Source organism: Yinghuangia soli (genome assembly GCF_021502675.1).
In the GTDB taxonomy this organism is placed as follows: domain Bacteria; phylum Actinomycetota; class Actinomycetes; order Streptomycetales; family Streptomycetaceae; genus Yinghuangia; species Yinghuangia soli.
In genome coordinates this window covers 71,867-93,948 of the sequence record NZ_JAKFHA010000019.1, presented here as the reverse complement: position 1 = coordinate 93,948, position 22,082 = coordinate 71,867, and the positions used below count along the sequence as shown (strand labels likewise).

Here is a 22,082-nt window from a genome sequence, read left to right as displayed (position 1 = left end):
CGTGGTCGCGGACTCGCGGACCGGCTGGCTCCGTCCAACGGCAACGCGCAGCGGCCAACGAATGATGCGGTCACATTAGAACTGCCGCGCGACGGCTTCAACAGATGCAGCCGTGCATTTAGGCCGGAGCCGGGCCGGCGGTTCCGCGGCCCGGCCGCTGCGTCACCAGGGGGACGGCGCGTAGTCCTTCAGGAAGCAGCCGTACAGGTCTTCGCCCTCTTCGCCGCGCACGATCGGGTCGTACACCCGCGCCGCGCCGTCGACCAGGTCGAGCGGGGCGTGGAAGCCCTCTTCGTGCAGCCGCATCTTCGTCGGGTGCGGGCGCTCGTCGGTGATCCAGCCGGTGTCCACCGCGGTCATCAGGATGCCGTCGGTCAGCATCTCCTGCGCACTGGTCCGGGTGAGCATGTTCAGCGCGGCCTTGGCCATGTTGGTGTGCGGGTGGCCCGGGCCCTTGTACTTGCGGCTGAACTGGCCTTCCATCGCGGACACGTTCACCACGTACTTGCGCCGCGCCGGAGCCGCCGCCATCGCCGGCCGCAGCCGGCTGACCAGCACGAACGGTGCCGTCACATTGCACAGCTGCACTTCGAGGAGCTCCAGCGGGTCCACCTCGTGGACGCGCTGCACCCAGCTGTTGGACGCGTCCAGATCCGGGATGAGACCGCCCGCGTCGATGGCATTCCCCGCCTCGATCCGGGCGAGCGTCGCCGAACCGCTGGTCAGCGCGAGCGCAGTGAGCGCATGCGGGTCCAGGTCGCCGTCCGCGTCCGCGGCCCGGGGTGCGGCGGCGGGCAGTGCGGACGGCAGCGCGACGTGCCCCGAGCCCGCGATGTGCCCGAAGGTGACCGACTCGGGCAGCTCGCCGGCCGGCAGCGGGCCCTCCTCGGCGGCGATGAGCGCCGCGTACGCCTGCGGGGTCCGGCGCACGGTCTGCGCCGCGTTGTTGATCAGGATGTCCAGCGTGCCCTGCTCGGCCACCGAGTCGGCCAGCGCGATGACCTGCGCCGGGTCGCGCAGGTCGATGCCCACGATGCGCAGCCGGTGGATCCACTCGTCGCTGTCCGGCATCGCCTTGAAGCGCCGGATCGCGTCGTTCGGGAAGCGCGTGGTGATCGTGGTGTGCGCCCCGTCGCGCAGCAGCCGCAGCGCGATGTACATGCCGATCTTCGCGCGGCCGCCGGTCAGCAGCGCCCGGCGCCCGGTCAGGTCGGTCCGCGCATCGCGGCGCGCCCGGTTCTCCTTGGCGCACTGCGGACACAGCTGGTGGTAGAACGCGTCCACCTCGACGTACCGCTGCTTGCAGATGTAGCAGCCGCGGGCCCGCTGCAGTATCCCGGCCAGCTCGCCGACCGTGCTCGTGCTGATCGGGATGCCCTGCGTCTCGTCGTCGATGCGGTCCGGCGAGCCCGTCGCGGTCGCCGCGGTGACCGCCTCGTCGGCGGCCAGCACCCGCGCCTTGCGCTCGGCCCGGCGGCGCTCCTTGACGCGCTTGAAGATGTGCGCGGTCGCCTCCCGCACCCGCACCGCGTCCGGGTGCTCGGTGGGCAGCTCCTCCAGCTCGCCGAGCACGGCGAGGCAGACGGCGAGGCGCTCCGGGTCGATGCCGGGGACGTCGGCTGCGCCGGTGGCCTCGACGGACGCGTCGTCGCTCGCTGTCATCACTGTTCGCCATTTCGTGCCGGAGGGGGCGTGCGGGTATCCGCTGAACTCTACGTAGGGTCCCCGCCGACCGCCAAAACGCGGGCTACCCGGGGGCCTCGCCGGTGTGCTCGCCGAGGTAGTGGAAGGTCGGCGGCGGATGCATCAGGAAGTCGCGGTGCGAGATGTTGAAGGCGTACGCCCCGGCCATCGCGAAGGCCACGCGGTCGCCGGCCCGCAGCCCGCCGGCCACGGGTATGTCCGCGGCCAGCACGTCCTTGGGTGTGCACAGCTGCCCGACCAGCGTCACGGGTTCGCCGTCGCCGGACGCCGGGCGGGCCCAGGGGTACGCCCAGTCGTCGCGCGGCAGCACCGTGAACGGCTGGGCGTGGCCGCGGGCAGCCGGGGTGCGCAGGTGATGGGTGCCGCCACGGACCACGGCGAAGGCCCGCCCGCGGCTGCGCTTGACGTCCAGCACCTCGGTGACGTACCAGCCGTGGTACGCCGTGACGGCCCGGCCGGGCTCGATGCGGAGGAGGGGAACGGCAGGTTCCCGGGCTGACGCGGAACCGTGTGCCCGCAGCCGGCCGAGTGCGGACCCGTACGTCGCCCAGTCGAAGCGCGCATGCGGTGCTCCGTAATCGACCTCCATGCCGCCGCCCAGGACCACCTCCTCCACGGCGAGCCCATGGCCGCGTGCCCAGGCCTCGGCCCACTGCACGAGAGACGCACCGAGCGCGGCGAGCGCATCCGCGCCCAGGCCGCTGGCGAGGTGCGCGTGCAGGCCGCGGAGCCGCAGCAGCGGTTCGGCGGCCAGGATCGCGACGCATCGGTCGAGTGCGTCCGGGTCCATCCCGAAGGGACTCGGCCGCCCGCCCATCGCCAGCGGCACGCCTGCGGGGCCGCCAGGCAGCTCGAGGGGCGGATTGGCACGCAGCAGCACATCGACGGGACGGCCATGGGCACGAGCCAGCGCCCCGACCTGCCGCAGCTCGTGCTCGCTCTCGACGTGCAGGCGGTGCGCGCCCGACCGGACGGCGAGCGCCAGTTCGCCGGGCGTCTTGCCGGGCCCGCCGAAGGCGATCGGCAGCCCGGGGACGGCCGCGGCGACGTGCGCGTACTCGCCGCCGGAGGCCACCTCCACGCCGTCCACGTGCGGAGCGAGGGCCCCGAGCACGCGGGCGTCCGGATTGGCCTTGGCCGCGTAGTAGAACTCCACGCCGGGCGGCAGCGCGGCCGCGATGCCCTTCGCATGGTCGGCGAGACCGGCCAAGTCGTGCACGTAGGCGGGCAGTTCGTCGGAGCCAAGGGCCTCGGCGTACGCGTGGACCGCGGGTGGCGCAAGGGACCCGAGCCTCGTAGGCGACGCCGCAGCATCGATGTGCGTGTGGACCGCGGGCGAGGCCAAAAGCCCGCGCCCCGACGACAAGGCCGCAACCTCGGCCACGGCTCGGGTCTCCGCCCGGTCCGGGATCGTGCCGCTCACCGGGCCTCCTCCACGTCGACGGCCGACCCCTCGGCCCCCAGCAGGAACGCCGCGCCCAGCGGACTCGGCAGCGGCACGTACCCCGCCTCCCGGTCCGCAGCTCGCCGCCAGCGCGTCATCAGGTTCGCCTTTGCGGGCAGCGGCACCCCGGCCAGCAGCGCCCGTAGCGGCGGCGGGCACCCGTACGTCCGCGCATGCTCGGCCAGGACCGCCCGCACCACCGCCCACAGCCGCGGTTCGGCCTCCGGGCACAGGTCGGCCAGCGCGGCCGCGGTCTCGCCGATGTGGTTCACGAGCAGGCAGTACACGACGCGGTTCCAGCCGCGCTCCGTGTCGTAGGTCATCGGTCCCGCGACCGCAGGCGGCAGCGCGGCGAGCGCGCGGGCGTGCCGGTCCGGCAGCAGCTTGGTGCCCTCCAGGTCGCGGAAGACCATGCGCACCGGCATCCCGTCGGCGTCCACGCACACCAGCACGTTCTGCAGATGCGGCTCCAGGACCACCCCGTGGTCGAAGAACAGCGTCAGCACCGGCGGCACCAGAAGCCGGACGTACGCCTCCCACCACGCCGCGAGGCGCTCGGGCGACGGCACCCCGACCAGGTGCGAGACGTGCGCGGCGGACACCGCGTACTCGTCGGCGACCGCCCCGGCCAGCAGCGGGACCCCCGGCCCGGCCGCCAGTTCGCCCGCCTCCCGCACGATGACGCCGAGCCCTTCGAGCAGTGCGGTATCGCCCAAGTCCACGGTCCGGTAAGCCGGTTCGGGCAGCAGCGCGAAGCCGGGGTGGCGCCGCGCGGTGGCCCGGGCGGGATCGGCCAGGATCCGGGTGAGCGCGACCGCCCCGGACAGCTCGTACGCGGCGTTCTTCCGCACGCAGTTGGTGATGCGCAGGTCGAGGCTGAACTTGAGGAAGAAGCCGTCGCCGGCGAGCGTGCGCACCGACGCGGTGGGCGTGAACTCCGTTCCGCCGACGCCCAGATCGCGGATCCGGCCGTCGTCGAGCGCCTGCCGCAGCGCGGCGTTGCCGGCCAGCAGGGACCACTGCCACGGGTGGACCGGGAGCAGCCGGAATCCCGCGGGCGCGGTGACGCCGGTCGCCGCCGCATCGAAGCGGGCCAGGGCAGCGGGGTCGGCCGCCTGCTCGCGTACGAGGTCCCGGCGCACCGCCAGATAGCGGAGTCGGACGGTACGCCCGGACTCCGGCCCGTACCGTACTCGGTCCTCCCGGCCGCCGCCGTGCGCCTTGGGCGCCGGATGGAACCGGTGCCCGAACACGAGTGCCTGCTCGGAGGCCAAGTAGCCCAGCGGCTCCGGTGTTTCGGGACGCGCCGCGAGCAGGTCCGCGATCGTGTCGCGACTGCTGCGCACCTGGTCGCCGAACTCGGCGTTGGCCTCGCCGCTGCGGGCCTGGAGTTCGCGGGCGATCAGTCCGGCCAGCACGGGCCACTCCAGCGGGTCCCACCCGTGCTCGGTATGTCGCTGCGCGGCGCCCCGGAAGCGGTGCGCACCGGTCAGCGAGGTGCGCCGTAAGGCCACCCGCAGCAGGGCGTCGGCGCGCGGCAAGCGGATCAGCAAGTAGCCGTCGGACACTATGGCTTGATGCTCGGGTCCGGAGACTTCGCGGAGCAGGCAGTTGAGCAGGGTATGGGTGGTCGCGTCGTCAGCGGTCGGCAGCATGGCCGGTGTGTGCGCGGTCGCGGCGGGATGTGCGGCGGAGTGAGCGGCGGGGTGCATGAGGCTCCTTCGCGGGGTTCGCAGGGTTCGCGGGGTTCGCGGGGCGTCGGCGTAGCCGGGGGACGAGGGTGAGGGCGGCGGCCGCGCCGAGGAGCGCCCCCGCGGCCTGCGGCGCGTCCGGGCCGAGGTGCGCGGTCAGCGCGGACGCGGCCAGCCCGGCGGCCACCGCGCCGAGCTTCGAGACGAATTCGAGCGTGCCGAACAGGCTCCCGGGCGCCCGGCCCCGCGACATCTGCGCGGTCAGCGCGGACAGGCCGACCAGCCCGGCCGTGAGCCCGGCCCCGAAGACGACCCGGGCGGCCAGCAGCAGCGGAAGCCCGGCGTCCGGCAGGTGCAGCACGCAGCCGGCCGCGACCAGGCCGAACCCGGCGGCGATGGCCTGCGCCGGACGCTCCGTCGCCACCGCGAGCGCGGGGCGGGCCAGGACGAGGTAGCAGACGTGGGGGAGCGCGAAGACCACACCGGAAGTCACGGACGGCAGACCGGGCATGCGGTCCTCGACGAGCGCGGTGAGGTAGGGGAAGGTGACGATGGTCGCGAAGACGAACACGAACTCCAGGGCCAGCAGGACGCGCAGGCGCGGAGCGAAGAGCAGGTGCTTGGCGGGCGCGTTGTCGGACTCGACACCCGACAGGGGGAGTTCCTGAGGGTTCGGCGCTTCGCACGAATCGGTCGACCCGGCCGCAGCAGCTGTATCAGTCGTATCAGCCGCATCGGCTGACCCGGCCGAGTCCGGCGACCCGGCCGGCGACGAAGCCTTGGCAGTCTCGGCGGGATCGGCGCCCGGTGCCGGAAGCAGCGCCAGCGTCACCGCCGCGGTCAGCGGCAGCAGCGCCATGACCAAGTACTGCCGGTGCGGCGGCAGTACGGGCGCGAGCAGCCCGACCACGACCGGCGCGGCGACCAGGGCCGCCCGCGCGCTGCCCTGCATGAGCGTCAGTGCCCAGGCGAGACGACCGGTTGGCAGCACTCCGGCAAGGTACCCGGTCGATGCGGCGAAGGTCCCGCCCAACAAGCCCTGCAGCACCAGTGCCGCGGTGAACGCGGGCAGGCTCTGCGCCAGACCGGTCAGCAAGAACGCCACGGCCAGCCCGAGTTGGGCGCGCAGCAGCAGGCGCTTCCGGCCGAAGCGGTCGCCGAGCCGGCCCCACACCGGAGCCGCGAGCGCCCCGCACACGGTCGGCACCACGTACAACACGCCCGCCCAGCGCGCCTCTTCGTCGCCCAGCGTGGGCAGGATCTCGACCAGGTACGGCGGCAGCCCGAGCGCCGCGAACGACGCCACGAAGTGGCAGGCCGCCACCGCGTACACGGCGCTGCGTACCGGATCGGATCCCGATCGGGCGGCGGAGCGGTCAGGCGCGGACATCGGCATGCCGTCTCGGTCGGAGGTAGTTCGGCCCGGTGCGGGCGTAGTGCTTGTTGATGTCCGCGGCCCCCGAGCGCTGCTTGTCGAGCAGCGTTCCGGCGGTGACCATGAGCTTGACGGGCAGCAGCTCGGCGTCCAGGACACCGTCGCGCAGCAGCGCGTAGTCCTCGGTGCCGGCGTGCGGTGCCGCCGCTTCGACGAGGCGGTCCCGCAGCAGTTCCATGAGGTCCGCGGCGTCCGCGCGCCCCGCGGCGGCGAGGCCGAACAGCGGTGCCGCGGCGCACAGATGCAGCGTGATGGTGGTGAAAAGGTCGGCCAGCGGGCGGCCGTCGGTCACCGGGATGCGGGCGTCGTCGAACCGAAGGGGCGGCCCGTCCAGCGCGGCCTGCACGCGGGCCGCGATCAGCCGCGGGCCGTCGTTGTCCTTGAGCAGCAGCCGCAGCCGGGTGGCCCCGGAGGCGTCCCGGTCGAGGACGACCGAGGTGTTCTGCTGGTGGGCCTCCAGGGCGATGCCGTAGCGCATCCACAGCGTGACGTGCCAGTCGAGCAGCAGCCGCAGGTAGCTGTCGTAGAAGGCCACCGGGTCGCCGTCGAAGTACTCGTCGGCCAGCGCCTCGACGACCGTGCGCCCGCCGGGTGCGGCGGCGGCGAGGGCCGCGACCGTGACGACCCGGGCGTCGTCCAGGCCGGGCGGCAGGCGGCGTACGAGGAAGGCCACCAGTTCGTGGCGGGCATGCCCGTACGTGTGCTCGTCGGCGATCAGGATGCGGCCCGCGAACTGCGGCTCGGCGTCCAGCACGCGGCGCAGCAGCCGCCCGCCCGCGTCCCCGTCGACCAGCGAACCCGGCTTCATGGTCCGGCGGTTGCGCAGGCCGAGCGTGCTGGTGTCGAGCGGGACCTTGAGCTGGACGCCCGGATCGCCGAGCACCGCCACGCTGCGCATCGACAGCGTCGGGGCGACGTCGAGGTACGCCTCGGGCGCCGGGCGCAGCCACGGCATCGCCGCGGTCAGGGCCCGCGGGTCGGTCAGCGGGTGGACGGGGATCGCGATGTGCGTGTCGTCGTAGCCGCCGGGCAGGCCCAGCGTCGAGGGCTGCGGCCAGAACTCGGGGAAGGTCCCGGTCCGGAAGAGCGCCGCGCGCGGCACGGCGGCCCACCGCATCGCGAAAGCGGGGTGGAACTCCGGTGCATGGGCGGCGAGCTGATGGTCCGTGAGGCCGGTGCGGCAACGCCCCGTCGGGTACGCCGGATGGTCGTGGTGGGCCGCGAGCGTGTCGTAGACCAAGGCCCCGGAGTGCCCGCGCGCGGGCTGCCCGGCCAGCCGGGCGAAGACGCCGGCCCGGGAGGCCTCCTGCGACCGCACGGTCGCCAGCGCGGCCCGGCACTCGGCGGCGAATGCCGCGAAGCCGTCCGCGTCGGCCGGATCGGCGCCGGCCGCCAGGAACTCCAGCAGGGTCTCCAGTCGCCCGGTGCCGCGCCCGTCGGGGTCGTGCGGGCGGTCCGCGAAGTTCAGGTGCGGCCCGCGCGCCGCCAGGCGGCCGAGGAAGGTGCTCTCCCGCACCGGGAATTCGGCGGACCGGTACCCGGAATCCACGGTCAGCCACCAGCCGTCGCGGCGGCGGTCGAGCCGCCCCGCGGTACGGAACCGGTGGACGTCCTCGCGCAGCAGGGCGTCCAGGATCCGCATGCACAAAGCCGCTTCCGTGGCCTCGTCGACACCGGAAGCAGCGGCCTCCCCGGCCGGTGCCGGTTCGGCCCTCATGCGCCGAACTCCCAGCTGCGCCCTGCCAGGAAGCGGTCCACGGCGGCGTCCACGGCCTCCTGGCCGGGGCCGATCGCGCGCAGCACGCCGATGTAGTCGCGGTTGGTGCCGGTCAGCGGCGCCGTGACGCCCGTCTCGCGCAGCGGCCGGTATGCCAGCCGTACGCCGTCGCCGCTGCCGCTGCCCGCTCCGGCCCCCGTGCCGTCGACCAGGTCTTCCGCGGCCGGGGCCGAGAGCAGCGTGCCCGCGCGGTCGGCGCAGACGTACTCGACCCGGGCCCGCAGGTCGGTGCGCCGCGGCAGTGCGTCCGGGAGCGGCTCGCCGAGGTGGGTGCGGAGTACCTGCTCGAACACCGGTATGCCCAGCAGGTCCTGGAGCAGCAGGTCGCACTGGTCGCCGATGATGCGGTAGTTGACCTCGATGAGGCGGGCGCGGCCGTCGCCGCCGACCACGAACTCGGTGTGGCAGGCGCCGAACCCCACGCCCAGCGCGTCCAGCGCGGCGAGCACCTGGGCCGCGGGGCCGGCGGGCGGCTCGGGGTCGAAGACCAGGGCTTCTTCGATGAAGGTGGGCGGCGGCGAGAGCCGGGTGCGGAAGCCGCCCAGGACGTGGCGTACGCGCCCGTCGCCGAGCGTCTCCAGGGTGTGCAGCCCGCCCGCCAGGAACTCCTCGACGACCAGCACGACGTCCGGTGTCCGCTCCCGGATCTCCCGGCACCGGGCGAGGAGTTCGGCCTCGTCCTCGACCAGGTAGACGTCCTCGCTGGCGACGCCCTCGCGCGGCTTGACCACGCACGGGTAGGGCAGCTCGCGGGCGGCGAGCGAGGCGGGGTCCTGCCCGGCGCCGAGCTCCGCGGACGCGACGCGGTCGACGCCCGCATCGGCCAGGCAGCGCCGCATCAGCGCTTTGTTCTTGGCGCGCAGCGTGGCCCGCCAGTCCTTGCCGGGCAGCCCGAACCAGTCGGCGGCCAGGGCGGTTTGCGTCTGCAGGTGGTCGCTGTTGCTGAAGACCCCGTCGGGCGCCGGGCCTTCGGCCATCGCGGCGGCGAGGGCGCGGAAGTCGCGCACGTCGCATTCGACGATGCGGGCCGGCGCGGCGTCGCCTCCGGCGTACGCGGCCTTGTGCGGTTCGGCGCGGTCGGTGAACAGCGTGACGTCGAGACCGAGCCGGGCGGCCGCGGGCAGGAACCCGGCCGTGACCGAGTCGGTGGGGTTGAGGGCGACGAGGTGCAGCTTCAACGGTCCTCCAGGGGGCGGGCGGGTCCCGGAGCACGGACGGGGCGGACAGCTGTGCCGGCGCTGGTGGCCCGGCACCTGCACAACTGTCCGCCCCGCCCGGGGCCAGTGGCCGCCCGCCGGGAGGCGGGCGGCTGCGCGGAGGCTACTTGGCCGGGTCCACGCCGAACACGCGGGCGAGGTCGTCGAGGATGACGTGCGCGCCCTGGACGGACACCGAGGTCATCCACAGCTCGTCCTGCACGTCGTACACGTGCTTGTCCTGCACGCCCTTGAGCCGCGCCCACAGCGGGTTCGCGGTGAACTGCGCCTTGCGGGCCTCGCCGCCGGAGAAGGCGGTGACGAAGATGTAGTCGCCGTCCGCCTGGCCGATCTGCTCCTCGCTGATCTCCAGGTTGAACTTCTCCGGGTCGCGCTGGTTCTCCGGGCGCGCGATGCCGGCGTCGCCGAGCACGATGCCGCTGAAGGACTTCGGCAGGTAGATGCGGGTCGGACCGTCCACGAAGCGGACCACCGACACCTTCGGGTTGTTGGCCTTGGCGTTGATCGCCGTGCCGATCTTCTTCGCGCGGGCCTCGTACGCGGCGAGCTTGGCGGCGGCCTTCTCGTCCTCGCCGATCGCCTGGCCGACCGCCTTGATGTTGTCCTTCCACTGCGGACCGGTCGTCTTGACGAAGACGGTCGGCGCGATCTTGGACAGCTGGGCGTACAGGGCCTCGTGGCGGACCGTCGCCGAGATGATCAGGTCCGGCTTGAGGGCCATGATCTGCTCGAGGTTCGGGTTGTCGAGCGGGCCGACGTCCTTGGTGTCCTTGACCGCGGCGCCCAGGTACTCCGGGAAGCCCTTGCGGTCGCGGTACGACCCGATGCCGCCGACGAGCGGGCGGTCGAGCAGCGCGACGGCCTCGACCAGGCTGTTGTCCAGCGCGACGATGCGCTCCGGCTTGGCCTTGATCTCGGTGGTGCCCTTGTCGTGCGTGATGGTCCGCGGGAAGACCGCGGCCTGTCCCGGGGCGGCCTGCGAAGCGGTCGCGGAAGCGCCCGCGCCGGTCGACTTCGCGTCGTCCTTGCTGTCCTCACCGCAGGCGGCGAGGCCGACGGTGAGGGCGGTCGCGACGGCCGCAGCCGCCAATCTGGCACGCCAGCGGCGCGGTTCCGTACGCATGTTGACTCCTGGGGGCGGGGACGAAAGTTACCGACACTGTGTCAGGTAAGGTTTGCCTAACCTGACTGCTTCGGAGGCTAAGTTAGCGTTGCCTAAATACCGACAGCAATGGGGGGTGTACGTCGGTATAAGGCATGCCTTACCTTCCTGACGTGCCTGCCACTCTGAAAGCCGGAGCCGCCCCCGCGGGAGCGCCCTCGGCCGTACCACCCGAAACCGACCGGCCCCGACGCTCGGCCCGGCGCAACAGCGCCGCCGTCCTCGCACTCTTCGGCGCGCTCACCGTCGCGGTCTTCCTCTCGCTGGCCATCGGCACCAAGAACGTGCCGCTGTCCGACGTGTTCGCCGCGATCGGGGGCAGCACCGACGGCGACGCGATCGTGGTCCGGGAACTGCGCATGCCGCGTACCGCCCTCGGCCTGCTGGTCGGCATCGCCCTCGGCGTCGCGGGCGCGGTGGCCCAGGAGATCACCCGCAACCCGCTCGGCGACCCCGGCATCATCGGCATCAGCGCGGGCGGCGCGTTCGGCGTGGCGGCCGGCATCGGGCTGTTCGGGTGGACCGCGTCGTACCAGTACATCTGGTGCGCACTCGTGATGGGCGCACTGGCGGGCGGGCTCGCGTACCTCGTCGGCGGCACCGGATACGGCGGCGCCACACCCGCCAAACTCGCCCTCGCCGGCGCCGCGGTCTCCGCACTCCTTGAGGCCTTCACCAGCGCATTGGTCCTGCTCGACGTCAACACCCTCGACCAGTACCGCAGTTGGGCGGTCGGATCGCTGGCCGGACGCGACGACGACCTGGCCTGGCAGCTCGCCCCCTTCGTCGTCGTCGGCCTCGGCCTCGCGCTCTTCCTCGCCGGCCGCCTCAACGCCCTCGCACTCGGCGACGACCTCGCCAGCAGCCTCGGCACGCCGGTACGCAGCACCCGCGCCCTCGGCGCCCTCGCGGTCATCCTCCTTACCGGCGCCGCGGTCGCCGCCGCCGGGCCGATCACCTTCGTGGGCCTCGTCATCCCGCACATCATCCGCAGCCTGACCGGCCCGGACGCCCGCTGGCTCGTGCCGTGCTCCGGCCTCGCCGGCGCCGCGCTGATGCTCTACGCCGACGTCATCGGCCGCCTCGTCGCCCGGCCCGCGGAACTCGAGGTCGGCGTGGTCACCGCCTTCCTCGGCGCGCCCTTCCTGGTCGCGCTCATCAAGAGCGGCCGCCTGAAGGAGCGCACCAAGTGAAGCTCGCTTTCGGCCCGTTCGGCCTCCTCGTCCGCCCGCGCGTCATCCTGGCCAACGGCGGCCTGGTCCTCTTCGGCTTCGCCGTCATGGTCCTGTCCCTGTGCCTGGGCACGTACAGCAACCTCTCCGCGAACCAGGTGCTCGGCGCGCTCTTCGGGTACGGCCCGGACGACACCACTCTCCTCGTCCGCGAACTCCGCCTGCCCCGCGCGCTCACCGCAGTCCTGGTCGGCGTCGCGTTCGGCCTGGCCGGCGCGGTCTTCCAGGCCGTCACCCGCAACCCGCTCGCCAGCCCCGACCTCATCGGCATCTCGGCAGGCGCCGGCACCGGGGCGATCACGGCCATCCTCTTCGGCGGCGTCACCGCCGCCGGGGCCGGCTCGTACGGCGGCGTCCCCTTCGGCGCCCTGTGCGGCGCACTCGCGACCGCCGCGGCCATCTACTTCTTCGCGTACCGCGGCGGCACCATCACCGGATACCGCTTCGTCCTCGTCGGCCTCGCCGTCCAGGGCGCGCTGGTCGCACTCAACCGGTGGATGCTCGCCAAGGCCGACATCGACCAGGCGTCCCGCGCGATGGTCTGGCTCACCGGCAGCCTCAACGGCCGCGACTACACCCACGTGAAGTGGGTCGGCCTCGGCCTCCTGCTGCTCGTACCGCCCGTACTGCTCCTCGGCCGCGCCTACCAGCTCATGCAGTTCGACGAGGACACCGCCCGCGGCCTGGGCTTCCGCATCGGCCGGTCGCGCATGGTGCTGCTGATCCTGGCCACCTGCCTGGCCGCGGTCGCGTGCGCCTCCGCCGGCCTCATCGGCTTCGTCGCCCTCGGCGCCCCCCAGGTCGCCCGCCGCCTCACCGGCCGCGCCGAAGTGCCCCTGGTCGCCAGCGCCTTGACCGGCGCGGTCCTGATCCTCGCCGCGGACCTCCTCGGCCGCACGCTCTTCTCGCCCACCGAACTCCCGGTCGGCATTGTTACCGGAGCCGTCGGCGCCCCGTACCTCATGTGGCTCCTGGCCCGCACCAACCGCGTCGGAAAGGGCGGCTGACCATGCCGGCGACCCCACCCGCAGACCCCACCCCCGCCGCCGCACCGCCCCCGACCCCCGAGGCACCCCCCACCATGACGCAGGACACGGCCACTCCCGACGAGAGCCCTACCGTCACCAAGCCCCGCATCCCCGCGGAGGCCGCGGCCACGACCGCGCCAAGCGAGTACGCGGCAACCAAGAATGGCGAGTCGCCCAAGAGCGGCGAGTCGACCAAGAGCGGCCAGTCGACCAAGAACGGTGAGTCGGCTGGGGAGTCGATCGCCCCCCGCGGCCAATCCCTCACCGCCCACAACCTCACCCTCGGCTACAGCAGCTCCCGCACCATCTCCACCGACCTCACCCTCGACATCCCCGCGGGCAAGGTCACCGCCCTCGTGGGCCCCAACGCCTGCGGCAAGTCCACCGCACTCCGCGCCCTCGCGCGCCTCCTCAAGCCCCACGCCGGCACCGTCCACCTCGACGGCACCGACATCTCCTCCCTCTCCGCCCGCGAGTTCGCCCTCAAGCTGGCCCTGCTCCCGCAGACCCCCACGGCCCCCGAAGGCATCACCGTCCGCGACCTCGTCGCCCGCGGCCGCACCCCGCACCAGCGCTGGTGGCGCCAGTGGTCCCGCGACGACGAAACCGTCGTCGACGCCGCCCTCGAAGCCACCGGCGTCGCCACCCTCGCCGAGCGCCGCCTCGAAGAACTCTCCGGCGGCCAGCGCCAACGCGTATGGATCGCCATGGCGCTCGCCCAGGACGCCCCCGTACTCCTCCTGGACGAGCCCACCACCTACCTCGACCTCGCCTACCAGGTGGACGTCCTCGAACTGGTCGCCGACCTGGGCCGCGACGCCGGCCGCACAGTCGTCATGGTCCTCCACGAGCTCAACCACGCCTGCCGCTACGCCGACCACCTCATCGCCATGCGCAACGGCCAGGTAGTAGCCAGCGGCCCCCCGGCAGAAATCGTCACCGCCGAACTCGTCCAAGAAGTCTTCGACCTCCAGGCCAAGGTCATCGACTGCCCGGTAACCGGCGTCCCCCTCATCGTCCCCATAGGCCGCCGTGAGGTCTAGCGGCAGGTGCGGCCGCGGACGCCCTTGGCTAATCGCTGGCACATACGGTCCGCGACGGACAAGAATCATGACTATGCGATTTGCCAACGATGACGACCCTGAGCTCAGGGATCTGGTCGTGCGTTTCGTGCGTCCTGGCCGCCGATATATGCAGTTGGCCGGAGGGATGCTCCAGTTGAGCGGGCCGGAACGCGATTTGTTCGTCGGTGAGTTGGTTCAGGCCGCTCGGGAGATCACTCCTGCTGAGCTCGGCGTTCTTTTTGAAGGCGGATGGCGAGAGCGCAGGACGGCCGCTTGGCTGGTCGCTGTGTCGGGCAGGACTGATTTCCGCGGACGCATCGGCGAACTCATGCTCGGTGCCGGCAACCCTCAGATTGGGGCCTACTGCATCACTCTTGCCACCTTTCGCACCAGTGCGGACGCCGACCTGGTTTGTGCGTACCTTGATCGTCACTCGTCTCAGCCAGAGCTCATCTACGACCGCACTTTCGCCCTTGGTACGCTCCTTCACCTCGATGCAGTTCTCGGGGCCGACCGGGCATCCTCATACGGTTCCCCAGACGGTCTGCGGCATCACCGGTACGAAGGTCACTCGGACGCGGTACGGCGTCCGCGGGAGGCCCAGGAGCTCGTGGCTCAGTTCTGTGCTTTCGCCAATGAATGTGGCGAACTCTACGCCAGGTGAACAACCGGTCCCAGGCTTGCCCTGACCGCGGAAGCCGTCGCCCTTACGGCGGGAGTCCGCAGGACGTTCTTCACAACAGGCGAAGGTGTGCGCGACGCGCGGGCCGACCTTGCAGTGATTGCAAGCGGCCCGCTTCCGATGGCCCAGCAGCTGCCGTCCGCGACCATGCGTCGGGCGCCTACAAGCTCGGGACCTGCCGGTTCGCCGAGAACTTGCGATTTATCGTCGACAGCGTCCCGTCCACGATCGGCTCCGCTCACGGCCTCTCCGAGGCGGAGCCGACGCGGGTAGCAGGCTGCGCTTGGCCACCATCCGGTGTGCGGTGTCACTAGGGTGGCGGTGGCGGTCCTCCACGGACCCATGGCGTGTGCCAGGTTTCTCCGAGGTCAAAACTCACTTCTTCTGCGTATATTTCTCCGACGAGAAGGTGTTCAAATTCGTTTTGGTCATATATCGTATCGTGGATTTGGATATTCCTCGACGGCCCCACGGTAGGATCTATATTTGCGATCTTGATGCGCATGATGACGCCCATTTTGCCCGTGGGATCGTCCCGGTGATGCGTTGCGAAATATGTCGCCGTTTCGTCCAGGCTGTGCGTCCAGGATGTGAAAATGGTGTCCGTCTGATCCCCGACGTGTCCCCGAATATCCGTGCCCGTCCCCAAAGGCACTGCGCGGCCTTTGCTGGCATTCTCATATTCCCAGTGACCCTGGGCTACGCCGCGATACAGGTATTCATCCGTGAACCGCTCACAAGCCGTGTTGTGAACCAGGACGGGCAGTCCACCGACGATCACGAAGTACGTGTGCAGGTCGGCGATGGTCAGGTTGTGGACTCGGCGCCACGATTCGGTGCGGACGTCGAGGGCTGTGATCTGGACGTAGGTTCCGGCTGAGGTCTGGACGAAGTCGCCGGGGAGCAAGTCGACTGCGTCGACCCACGCGTTGCGGTTGGCGGCCCAGAAGGGGTGGCCGTCTGTGGCGGTGATCGTCGAAAACTTCGTGCCTTCGGCGTCCTCGATGGCGACCGAGATGTCGACGAGGGTCTTCTCGCCCTCGCCGAGGATTAGGGCGGTGACCGGCCGAGGGCCGGTCTCGCCCGTCTCCGGGTCGGTGGCGAGGACCAGGTCGCCTACCTTGACGTCCTCGATCTTCTTCTTCGTACCGTCGGCCATGAGCACTTCGGTGCCGGGCACGAAGCTGTTGCAGTCGTCGTCAGCTGTCGGGTCGAATTGCTTCAACCATGAGTTCTTGTTTGCGTACTGCTTCTTGAAGTCGTCCAGAGGGGTGCCGGCCACCGGCGCGCCTGTGGGTTTTCTAGGGGGAAGCCCCTTGGTGATTCTGGAGGTTTTGCCGATGTTGCCGTTCAGGCCGGCTTCTTCCCAGACGTACCACTTCACCAGTCCAATGGCTTGTGCCTCTTCGTCCGTGCACATGTCTTTGATCCAGCACGTCTGGACGGCGATCCAGTACGCGTCCGCCATCCGAGGCTCGAAACCTTGAGCGCGATTTTGCTCAAACCGTCGGTTCATCTCGTGTATGAATTTGTCACGGTTTTTAAAGTTGTAGGGTATTTTGACGTATTTGCCGACGGTGACCGGCTGATACCAATCGTCGACGGTCGGGGGATCCCGGTCGGCCGCGTCCGAGGCCTGCGGAGGCGCTGCGGCGGGCGCGGAGCCAGCGCCGCTGTCGTCCTGCATGTACAGACCACTCGGGTCGCTGCTGGTGACCGGTCGGCTGTTCGCGTACGCGTAGCCGTGCATCTGCTGCGGGTCGGACAGGTCCATGACCGGGTCGACGCTGATGAACCGTCCCAGTCCCGGGTCGTACTCGCGTGCGCCGATGTGGGTCAGGCCCGTCGAGTCCTTGGGCTTGCCGAGGAAGCCCTTGTCGTCCGGCCACGCAGTGGGGGAGGGGCCGCGGTCCTCGCCGTACGGCTTCTGGGCCCGGCGGGTGACGGCCAACGTCGCAGCGTCGAGACTGGTCGACGCGGTGTTGTGGTGGTCGCCGGCCTGGTAGCTGAGCTTGTTGACGCCGGTCAGGTTCGTCGTTCGGACGATGCCGGGCGCGCCGTTGGCAGTGGCGTAGTAGCGGGTCCCCGTCACCGTGTCCGCGGCGACGTTGAGGGTGAGTTCGTCGGAGCCGAGGTACAGGGTGACCTTGTCCACGTCGCGGCGGATCAGGCGGCTGCCGCCCGCGTCGTAGAGGTACGTGCTCGTCTTGTAGATACCGGGATACGTCGTCTTGTTGGAAGAGAGCTTGCCTTCCGCATCCCACGTGAGCGTCTGCGATCCGCCCTCGACCGGCCGCTGGATCGTGTTGCCGGCGCTGTCGTACCCGTACGTACCGCCCGTGGTGACCTGCGCGCCGCCCGCGGTCCAGCCGACTGTGCTCGTGCTGGAGAGGGCGTGTGCACGCTGCGCGTTCGCGGCCGGGTAGGTGTACTGCGTGGTGGTGTTCTTGGTCGGGTCGGCGACGTTGTGCTCGATCAGCTTCGTCCGGTTGCCCGTCACGTCGAACTCGTAGGTCTGCCAGTACGGAGCTGGGCCGCCGATGTTTGTCTGGGCAGGTGCCTGGTTGGCGCACCCGCCGACACCCGGCACCGAGGGAGCAGGCTGGGTGTAGACGGCGCCCGTGTCAGTCCACGCCTCCGTCATGCGCTGCAAGTAGTCGTACGTGAAGCACTGCCGGTCCACGGACCCGTCGTCGCGCCGCGTGGAGATCGACGTGACCGCCCCATTGGGCTTGTAGGTGTAGTCGGTCGTGTCGACTGCGGCGAAGACCGGGTTGCCGTTCTGGTCGGTCTGCCGGTCGAGGGTCGTGGTCAGCAGCCGCCCAGTGGCCTCTTCATAAGTCGGCGTGAACGCCAGCTGCTTGGGCACGCTGCCGAGCGTCATCCGCTTGACCCGTCCGAACGGGTCATAGGTGGTGGTATGGACGTAGTCCACAGAACCGTTGACCAGCCCGGTCGCCAGGCCGGTGTCGCTGTACCGCGTGTAGACGGTCTCGCCTGGCAGCCCCCCCGCGGCCGGAAGCGTCGTGCTGTACGGCAGCCCGATGTTGGGCGTGTACGTCTGCGACGTCGTGTACGCGCCGGCGAGCTTGCCCTCCGCCGCCGGAATCGTCGTGGTCGTCCCACGCGGCCGGTAGGCGACGTCATACCCCGTTACAGAAGTCGAGTACGCCGCACCGTTCTTCCCGCCCACGTACTGGGTGGACCCCAGCGCCTGGCCCTTTGCCCCGACCGGGTCGTATGTCCACGACGCGAGCAGGTTGGCGTCGCCGATGCTTCCGGCGTACGTGGCAGTCTTGCGGTTGATCTTGTCGTACGTGTAGACGAGCTTCTGCCCGCGCGCATCCGTGTTCGACTCCACCCGCCCGACGGCGTCGTACGTGGTGTCCGCAGGCCCGCGGTCCGGATCGTCGGAGTGGGTCAACCGGCCGAGCAGGTCGTACGTCCACGACCACGTGGCGCCCAGTGGGGCGGACGGATTGGTCGGCCCGGTGACGGTCGCGAGCTTGTCCCGGCTGTCGTACGTGTACCGCGTCAGGTCATACGTGGCCGGGTCGTCGCTGCCGGCTTGGCCGCGGTCCCGGTACTGCCGCAACTCGGCGGTCTTGCCGCGCGCGTTGCTGATCACCGTGGTTGCGGTGCTGCCGTCCGGCGGGACCACAGTGGTGCGGTCGGCTCCCGGGTAGTAGGTGAGTGTGGTCGTCTGGAGGACCCGCGGCCCACCGGTGGGCACCTTGTTCTGGTCGATCGCGTACGACGAGAACGTGGACCGCACCGTGCGGCTCAGCCCGTCGTAGAACGTGGCCGCCTGGCCCGGCACCATGTTGTCGTCGGCCTGCCACAGCACGCCGTTGGGTGCAGTGGTCTTGTCCCAGTAGGCCTTGTTGGCCTTGATGACCCGGCCGAGTGAGTCGTAGAACGTGTCGCTGAGGATTCGCCCGGGCGAGTTGTCCGCCGTGCTGGTCTGCGTCTGACGCAACTGCAACAGCGCGTCGTAGATCTCGTGCGACACGGAATAGGAGCCGTCTTCCCGCAGCTTGCGCGTGCTGACCACGCTGGGCGCGGTCTTGCTCGGCGCGTACGCGAAGGTGACGTTCGCCGACTGCGTGCTCTTCTTCCGCCCCGGCGTCCACACCGCGGTCAGCCGACCCGCGGCGTCGTACTGCATCTCGGTGACGCGCCCGTTGAGATCGGTGATCTTCACGGGCAGATTACGGCCGACTGCGTTCTCGGTGACTGTCCTCCATGTGCTGTCCATCGGTCCGGTGACCGTGACCTTGGTCGGCAGAGCGCCGGTGGCCGGCTCGAATGCCGTGCTGGTGCTGTTGTTCGCAGGGTCGGTGACCTTCGTGATGCGGCCGTAGCCGTCGTACTCGCTGACCGTGTCCAGCGTGTGCAGCGGGCCGTACTTGTCGACCACCTGCGACACCCGTGCCGCGCCGTTCTCCCCGATCTCACCGAACGGACGGTCGTCATAGAGCGTCCGCATGTGCGAGACCGTGGTGGTGGTTCCCGGCGCCACCGAGCAGTTGCCCGTGACCGTGTGCGTCTCGACCGGCAACGCCAGGATGTTGCGCGTGCGGTTGTGGGCGTACGCCGTTGTCGTGCAGTAGTCAGGCAGCCCGTCCGCGGAGTCCAAGGCCGTCAGCGGCACCCCGAACTCGGTGTCGAATGTTGTTGCCTTGCTCGCGGTACTCCATTGCCCGGTGCTCAGCAGCGCACGGCTGACGGTCCTCTCTGTCCGGACCATCTGCGAGGTCTGGTCCGGCAGGTTCGGTCCGCGCACGTGCGTCGCCGACGGCGGGAACACCTTGGGATCGTTCACGGAGGTGGAAACCACCGTGGCGGAGTCGCCCAAGTACGTCCGGGACTCACGGACGGTCCCGGCCAAAACGTTCACGTCCTTGGCCGTCGACCCCGGGATCGTGACAGACCGCCGCGTGTTGTCCGCCTTGTAGTCCCCGTCCATGCCCCGCAGGTACACAGTGGACGACTTGGTCGTCAGGTCCCCCGGATGAGCAGCCGTATTGCCCGCCCGCGTGATCACTTCCCCGTACCCGCGGAAGTCGCCCCAGGTGCGGAACTCGTTCTCGGTGAGCTCCGAATCGTCCCGATGCCAAGCCGCATCCCCGACGTACTCGTACCGCGTCGTGCGTATCCGGGAGTTCGGCGTCGTCGTGTCGACCTCGGCCACCCCGGTCACCACGTACTTGTGGAACCAGTCCAGCTCCGGGTCCATCGGCGTGCCCGGGCTCGGGTTCCAATACACCGGGTAGCAGCGCTTGGTGTTGCTGTCCGGTGCCGGGAACTGCCCAGCCGTGCAATCCGACTCATAGGCGACGGTGATCCGCCCACCCGTCTCCGTCGTGACCTCGGTCAGCCGTCGCCGGTTGATGGCCGACATGTTCCCGCTGCGCGTGTCGACCCGGTTCGGCTTGAGCATGCCGTTGAAGTCGGTGGACGCGAAGTCGACCTTGTTCGCGAGGTTCCCGTCACCGGCGTACGCGGTGCGTGCGATCGAGCTCAGCCACAGCGTCGGCGTCGTGCCGTCGGTCGGGTCCGGGAAGTCATGCGTCAGCGTCCACTGGTCGAGCCGTTTCGGCGCACCCGCCGCCACGACCTCGGTGGTGACGGTCTTGAGCCGCCGCGTGCTCCAGAACGTGGGCGCGTAGTTCTTGCAGTCCGCGACCGGAGCCGTGGCCGAGCAGTTCTGGTCGTACGGTACGTCGGGCCAGTTCGCCTGATTGGCGCTGGTGATGCCGCCCGGGGCACACGTCTTCCCGGGCGCGCAACGCTCTTCCGAACCGAACAGCACGCGTGCGGTGGGGCCTTCCGCGCCGTTCTCCTTGAACCCGTAGTCGATCCTGACGAGTTGACCGGCGCGCGTGTACGGCGTGAGCGTGCCGTTCGGGTGCGCCTGGTCCGGGTTGCGGGCGTACACATTCGTCTCGACGTCGTACGTATACGCGACCAGGTTCCCGCGCACGTCCACGGCCGCGACCAGGTTCCAGCGGTACGCCTGCTGGCACCACGCCGCCGCGAAGTCGGCGTTGTAGCAGGGCTCCCCGGCGTTGTTTGCGAAGATCGGACGCGTCCACGTCGCGTTCGACGGCGAGGCTCCCGCGCCCGGCGCGGCCTGGAGGCCGAAGAGGTAGCGCGTTCCGTCGCTTGTCGTGACCCGCCAGTGCTCGCCGGTGTCGTCGGCGCCGCCCTGGTCGCCGTTGGCCGCCCCGGTCAGACGCTCGATCTTTGTGCCGGTCCCGTCGGAGGTGCGCCACGTACCCGGGCTTCCGTCCACCGGCACGAACTCGGTGTTCTTCCCGTTCAGCGACATCGTCAGCGGCTGCTTGGCCGACCAGCAGCTCTCGCCGGTGTTGTCCTTGCCGTCGAGCTTGCAGGACTGGAACGACCGCTCGATGAAGCCCGGACTGTAGTCCCACCCGTCGCCGATCCAGGACGTCTGCGCGTTGCGGGCGCTGGTACGCCCGTCCACCGCAGCCGAGTTGTAGGCCAGCACGACGCTCGGCGCGGTACCGCCGATCGCCGGCGGAACGTTCAGCGGGTAGCTCCACGAGAACGTCCCGGTGCTGCCCCCGGCGGACCATGAACCGGTCGGGCTGAGCGAGGTAGCCGTGTAGTCGCCATTCTGCCCGGACGGGGCCGCGGTCGCCGCGAGCACCGTCACCCCGCTACCGCCACCCGCAGCACGAGCCGTCGCATCAGCGGTGTCGACCGCCGCAAGATCCACGTCCGCGAAAACCTGCTTGGCCGCGAAGTCGTTGCGCGAAGCGACCGGCGTCTGCGTACGACACTCCGCCAACTGCGGCGTGGTCAGCGCACACCCCGGCAGCGCCACCAGACGGACGCGCGAAGCCCAGTCGCCGCCGAACGATGCCTGGATCCCCGCATAGTCGACCGCGACTGTCAGCTTGCCTGCCGCCGACGCGTCTTTCGGCGCCACAGCGACCATGAGGCCGCGCACACCGGCCTGTTCGCTGCGTCCGCGGTCCGCCACGGTCACCGTGACGCGGCCGGAAGCAGCCGGTGCTGCCGGATCGGACGTACCCGAAGCGCCCTTGGCCTGCGCAGCACCGGCCACCGGCCGGACCCACACCGGAGTCATCCCGACACGGCCGGCCGCCGTCTTCCCCGCGTCGGCACCCGCAGCCGCGAACGGCGAGCGCGCTCCGGTGCCTTCGCCAGCGGCAGCAGGACGCCCTGGGTCATCCGGCACCAGTCCGAAGTCCACCTCGGCCGCGTCAGGCCAGGCCGCCGTCGGCACACGCCAACTCGGCGCCCCGTCACGCGCCGTCGGGGCAGGGCCCGCAGCTCCAGCGGCACGTCCGGGTACCGAGATCCCCGGCTTGAGCTTGTTCGGTTCCCAGAGCTTCGGGTCCTTCAGATCCCAGGGGTTCTTCGCCGCGGCGGCCGGCGGGGCCAGCAGCGCGAGGGCAGAGAAAGCGGCGATGGCGGCGCGTCCGATGAACGGCCGGCCAAGGCGGAAGTGCGACGCGGACGACGAAGACACGACTCTCCCCCGGGAGTTCCACTGGTCGCGTCGGACCGTAGTGGCGCGGATCACGCCCGATCAATTGTGATATAGATCACATCAAAGGCGACAGTCTCGTGTCATCGGGGATCGCATC

The 22,082-nt window shown here is 70.7% G+C and carries 12 protein-coding genes; 4 read left to right on the top strand and 8 right to left on the bottom strand.

Annotated features, from left to right (window positions below; genetic code table 11):
- Positions 1 to 162: 162 nt before the first annotated feature.
- The 7 genes from LZ495_RS27385 to LZ495_RS27355 all read right to left on the bottom strand — a co-directional run bounded on the left by LZ495_RS27385 (position 163) and on the right by LZ495_RS27355 (position 10,391).
- Positions 163 to 1,662 carry an SDR family NAD(P)-dependent oxidoreductase gene (locus LZ495_RS27385; RefSeq protein WP_235055581.1) on the bottom strand — a complete coding sequence of 500 codons (1,500 nt, stop codon included), beginning with the start codon at positions 1,660 to 1,662 and terminating at the stop codon, positions 163 to 165.
- An 85-nt stretch (positions 1,663 to 1,747) separates the two neighbouring features.
- Positions 1,748 to 2,935, bottom strand: a complete 1,188-nt coding sequence (locus tag LZ495_RS27380; protein WP_235055628.1) for a type III PLP-dependent enzyme — start codon at positions 2,933 to 2,935, stop codon at positions 1,748 to 1,750.
- 188 nt (positions 2,936 to 3,123) lie between these two features.
- Positions 3,124 to 4,803, bottom strand: a complete 1,680-nt coding sequence (locus LZ495_RS27375; protein WP_308268650.1) for an IucA/IucC family protein — start codon at positions 4,801 to 4,803, stop codon at positions 3,124 to 3,126.
- Positions 4,787 to 6,229 (bottom strand): MFS transporter, encoded by a 1,443-nt coding sequence (locus LZ495_RS27370; protein WP_235055579.1) that lies wholly within the window; start codon positions 6,227 to 6,229, stop codon positions 4,787 to 4,789. Before LZ495_RS27370 ends, LZ495_RS27375 begins: the two co-directional genes overlap by 17 nt.
- Positions 6,216 to 7,991: an IucA/IucC family protein gene (locus tag LZ495_RS27365; protein ID WP_235055578.1), complete on the bottom strand. Its 1,776-nt coding sequence runs from the start codon at positions 7,989 to 7,991 to the stop codon at positions 6,216 to 6,218. Before LZ495_RS27365 ends, LZ495_RS27370 begins: the two co-directional genes overlap by 14 nt.
- Positions 7,988 to 9,229, bottom strand: a complete 1,242-nt coding sequence (locus LZ495_RS27360; RefSeq protein WP_235055577.1) for an ATP-grasp domain-containing protein — start codon at positions 9,227 to 9,229, stop codon at positions 7,988 to 7,990. Before LZ495_RS27360 ends, LZ495_RS27365 begins: the two co-directional genes overlap by 4 nt.
- 142 nt (positions 9,230 to 9,371) lie before the next feature.
- The gene (locus LZ495_RS27355) at positions 9,372 to 10,391 is read right to left on the bottom strand and encodes an ABC transporter substrate-binding protein (RefSeq protein ID WP_235055576.1); all 1,020 of its coding nucleotides are present in this window, start codon (positions 10,389 to 10,391) and stop codon (positions 9,372 to 9,374) included.
- 152 nt (positions 10,392 to 10,543) lie between these two features.
- Between LZ495_RS27355 and LZ495_RS27350 the strand changes: the two genes are divergently transcribed.
- The 4 genes from LZ495_RS27350 to LZ495_RS27335 all read left to right on the top strand — a co-directional run bounded on the left by LZ495_RS27350 (position 10,544) and on the right by LZ495_RS27335 (position 14,418).
- Complete coding sequence (locus LZ495_RS27350; protein ID WP_235055575.1) at positions 10,544 to 11,623, top strand: FecCD family ABC transporter permease; 1,080 nt, start codon at positions 10,544 to 10,546, stop codon at positions 11,621 to 11,623.
- Complete coding sequence (locus LZ495_RS27345; RefSeq protein ID WP_235055574.1) at positions 11,620 to 12,669, top strand: FecCD family ABC transporter permease; 1,050 nt, start codon at positions 11,620 to 11,622, stop codon at positions 12,667 to 12,669. Before LZ495_RS27350 ends, LZ495_RS27345 begins: the two co-directional genes overlap by 4 nt.
- Positions 12,670 to 12,743: 74 nt before the next feature.
- Positions 12,744 to 13,733, top strand: a complete 990-nt coding sequence (locus LZ495_RS27340) for an ABC transporter ATP-binding protein (protein WP_235055573.1) — start codon at positions 12,744 to 12,746, stop codon at positions 13,731 to 13,733.
- A gap of 73 nt (positions 13,734 to 13,806) precedes the next feature.
- Positions 13,807 to 14,418, top strand: a complete 612-nt coding sequence (locus tag LZ495_RS27335; RefSeq protein ID WP_235055572.1) for a DUF6000 family protein — start codon at positions 13,807 to 13,809, stop codon at positions 14,416 to 14,418.
- Positions 14,419 to 14,746: 328 nt separating this feature from the next.
- Here the strand turns inward: LZ495_RS27335 and LZ495_RS27330 are convergent, their stop codons facing one another.
- A complete protein-coding gene (locus LZ495_RS27330) occupies positions 14,747 to 21,559 on the bottom strand; it encodes a polymorphic toxin-type HINT domain-containing protein (protein ID WP_235055571.1) in 6,813 nt (2,270 codons plus the stop codon).
- Positions 21,560 to 22,082 lie beyond the last annotated feature (523 nt).

Excerpts from the sequence above, each read along its gene's own strand:
- LZ495_RS27355 (WP_235055576.1), bottom strand. The coding sequence starts at position 10,391 with ATGCGTACGGAACCGCGCCGCTGGCGTGCCAGATTGGCGGCTGCGGCC.
- LZ495_RS27335 (WP_235055572.1), top strand. The coding sequence starts at position 13,807 with ATGCGATTTGCCAACGATGACGACCCTGAGCTCAGGGATCTGGTCGTG.
- LZ495_RS27370 (WP_235055579.1), bottom strand. The coding sequence starts at position 6,229 with ATGTCCGCGCCTGACCGCTCCGCCGCCCGATCGGGATCCGATCCGGTA.
- LZ495_RS27340 (WP_235055573.1), top strand. The coding sequence starts at position 12,744 with ATGACGCAGGACACGGCCACTCCCGACGAGAGCCCTACCGTCACCAAG.
- LZ495_RS27385 (WP_235055581.1), bottom strand. The coding sequence starts at position 1,662 with ATGACAGCGAGCGACGACGCGTCCGTCGAGGCCACCGGCGCAGCCGAC.
- LZ495_RS27375 (WP_308268650.1), bottom strand. The coding sequence starts at position 4,803 with ATGCTGCCGACCGCTGACGACGCGACCACCCATACCCTGCTCAACTGC.
- LZ495_RS27330 (WP_235055571.1), bottom strand. The coding sequence starts at position 21,559 with ATGACTCCGGTGTGGGTCCGGCCGGTGGCCGGTGCTGCGCAGGCCAAG.
- LZ495_RS27365 (WP_235055578.1), bottom strand. The coding sequence starts at position 7,991 with ATGAGGGCCGAACCGGCACCGGCCGGGGAGGCCGCTGCTTCCGGTGTC.